General features: G+C 75.1%; 3 protein-coding genes and 1 pseudogene. All 4 read right to left on the bottom strand.

Features of this window, described 5'->3' with window-relative positions; all coding sequences use genetic code 11:
- Positions 1–826, bottom strand: a pseudogene (locus tag ACFW2E_RS44665) (hypothetical protein); the annotation flags it as partial.
- On the bottom strand, positions 826–1,488 hold the full coding sequence (locus ACFW2E_RS44660; protein ID WP_384477274.1) for an RNA polymerase sigma factor: 663 nt from the start codon (positions 1,486–1,488) through the stop codon (positions 826–828). The gene ACFW2E_RS44660 and the pseudogene ACFW2E_RS44665, both read right to left, overlap by 1 nt.
- Positions 1,489–1,799: 311 nt before the next feature.
- On the bottom strand, positions 1,800–2,588 hold the full coding sequence (locus tag ACFW2E_RS44655) for a hypothetical protein (RefSeq protein ID WP_384477271.1): 789 nt from the start codon (positions 2,586–2,588) through the stop codon (positions 1,800–1,802).
- 42 nt (positions 2,589–2,630) lie between these two features.
- Positions 2,631–2,860, bottom strand: a 230-nt coding sequence (locus tag ACFW2E_RS44650; protein ID WP_384477268.1) for a sigma factor-like helix-turn-helix DNA-binding protein, incomplete at its 5' end; no start/stop codon positions are given.

Raw genomic sequence — 2,860 nt, 5'->3', positions numbered from 1 at the left:
ACACTCGTGGGGCTCCGCCCGCGGCTCCCTCGAGGGCGCCGCGGCGGTGGGAGCCCAGCGTCCTGCCGTCGCGCATGTCGCGGCAGGCCTCGGCCGCGTCCCGCCACCAGGTGCCGGTGCCGCCGGGTTCGATCGCGGAGTCGGTGGCCGCGCCCCGGTCCGTTCCCTTGTCGTCCTGGCCGTCCCTGCCCGCCGTGTCCCGCGAGGAGCCGCCGGGGGTGCCGCTCGCCGCGGCGCCGGACGTCGGCGCGCCGGAGGTACCGCCCTGCACGCTGTCCCCGGACGGCGGGCCGGCCGGGTGCTCGGCGGGCGCGTCGGCCGAGACCGAGGCCGCGGGCCCCGGGCGGTCGTCGCCGAACGGCGTCGGCAGGGCCCCGGTTCCGGCGGCCACCGCGACCCCGCCCACCATGCCCGCGGCCAGCGACGCGGCCAGCGCGAAGCGCACGGGACGGGCCCAGCGGGGGCGGCTGGCGGCGCGGGACGGACCGCCGATGCGGACCAGGCCGGCGTCCGGGCCACGGCCGGAGCGGCGCGCGGACGGCTCGCCGCGGTGACCCACGACGGTCCCCTCGGCGGCCGCCGCCTCACGGGCTTTGCGGAAGGCGGCCAACGCAGCCTGTTCACCCGGGAGTTCGGCACCGGTCGGGGCGGCGTCGACGGACAGCGCACCGAGCGCCTTGGCGAGCCGTTCCGCCTGCTCGCGGGCAAGGGCGTCGGCGACTTCGGGCGACTCACCGCTCAGCAGACGTTCCGCCGCTTCACGGTTCAGCCACTGGCCGGGGGTCCGGGAGTTGTCCCCCGGAGAGACACAGCGCTTGTCGGCCATCACATGTCCTTCTGCGTCCGCGCACGCGTATGCGTCACAGTGGCGGACGACACCGCGCGGCCGCGCGGTTCTCGCTGGGCCGGCAGCGCGTCGAGCACGCCGGCCGATTCCGGATCCTCACCAAGCAGCTCCGCGAGCCGCTTCAGACCCCGGTGCGCGGCGGTGCGGACGGCGCCCGCGCGCTTGCCGAGCGTCTCGGCCGCGGTCTTGGCGTCGAGTCCCACGACCACGCGCAGGACGACCGCCTCGGCCTGGTCCTGCGGCAGCCGCGCGATGAGGGAGAGGGTGCTGTCGGTGGCAAGGGCTTCTATGGCCTCGCCCGCGGTGTCGGACTCGGCTGCCCGACCGGTCAGTTCGGTCTCGTCGCCGCCGATCGCAGGGCGGCGGCCGCGCATCCGTATGTGGTCCAGGGCGCGGTTGCGGGCGATACGGGCGGCCCAGCCGCGGAAGCGGTCCGCGTCCCCGCTGAACCGCTCGAGGTCACGGGCTATCTGCAGCCAGGCCTCGGACGCGACGTCCTCGGCGTCCGGATCGCCGACCAGCGTCCGTACGTAACCGAGCAGGCGCGGATGCACCGTGCGGTACACGGTCCGGAAAGCGGTCTCGTCCCCGTTCTGCGCCGCACACACCGCGGCGGTCAGCTCCGCGTCGTCCCCCAGCACCCGTGGTTCCTCAGTAGATGGTCGCGGCTTCGAGTCGGCCGATCGTTGCATTGGTCATGCATCTGCACTCGACGCGAAAGGCACGTTACGACCTGAAACCGCTCCCCGTCCACGTCCGTACAAGATGCAACTAACTCGTGACGCAGTGAGGTGTGACAGAAAACGCACTCATGGCGCTGTAGGAAGTACGGGCCGCCGCGCGGCCCGTGCCGCGCGACGGCCGGGGCCTCTCCTGTGGGGGGTGGCGGCCCCGGTCGTTGCCTCGGCCGCACACATCGAGCCACCTCGGGCCAACCCCGGGGTGAGCGGGATCACTTCTTCTCGGTGGCCTTCGCCTTCGGGCCGCCCTTGCCGGCGTTGCCCGAGCCGTCACTCTTGCCGCTGTCGCCGGTCTTGTCGGCCTTGCCGGTCTTGCCGGTCTTGCCGGTCTTGCTGGTCTTGCTGGTCTTGCTGGTCTTGAGGGACTCTGCTTGTGCCAACTGCCCGGCGCAGTACGCCGTGACGTTCTCCTCGCCGCCCGCCGCCCGGACGAGGCGCTGCCAGGCGGTCGAATCCAGCGCCTTGCCGCGGTCCTTGACCCGCTCGTAGGCGCGGCAGCGGGCCAGCGTGTCCTTGGCGGTGTCCGGACGGCTGTGCGTCGCAGGGCCGGACGACGGGGAGGTGCCGCGGGACGGCCGTACGGCGGAGGACTCCTCGGCACCGGCCGTCGGGTCCGCGCGATGTCCGTCACCGTCGCCGCGGCCGGAGGAGCCGACCGTGCCGATGGCCGCGACCGCGACGCCGCCCAGGGTGAGGCTCGCCAGCAGCATCGCCGCCATGGTCTTCACCGAGCGCCGTACACGTACGGGTTCGCGCTCGACCGGCCGCCAGTCGTCCGCGGGCCCGGTCTGCGCCCGGTGCGCACCCGCGTCCCGCGCGGCCCGGAACGCGGCCGTGGCGCGCTGCTCGGCCCGGGGGTCGACGGCGCCCGCGCGCAGCGCGGCACCGAGGAACGTCTCCAGGTCCGCCGGCGCGACCGTTGCCCGGTCGCCGGAGACGGCGCGGTCCGGGTGCACGCGCCGACGGCCGGGGAACCCGCCGTCGCTCTGCCGTTCACCCATGCCCGTATCCGTCCCTGTCCGGCGGTCCTCCGCCGCTCGCACTCATGTCGACTCCCCCAGCGTCCGGGGGCGGTCTCCCGTCACACCCGCCGTCCCGTCGTCGGCTCCGAGACGCCGCGCCAGGCGCTTCAGCCCACGGTAGGCGGCGGTACGCACCGCGCCGGGACGCTTGCCCAGGACCCGCGCGGCGGCGGGGCCGTCGAGGCCGACCACCACCCGCAGCAGCACGGCCTCGGCCTGGTCCTGCGGCAGCTCGCGGAGCAGCCGCAGCG

It is taken from the genome of Streptomyces sp. NPDC058964 (genome assembly GCF_042741275.1).
GTDB lineage: Bacteria > Actinomycetota > Actinomycetes > Streptomycetales > Streptomycetaceae > Streptomyces.
Note: the sequence above shows the minus strand (reverse complement) of the source record. Positions and strands in the feature narration are given on the sequence as shown.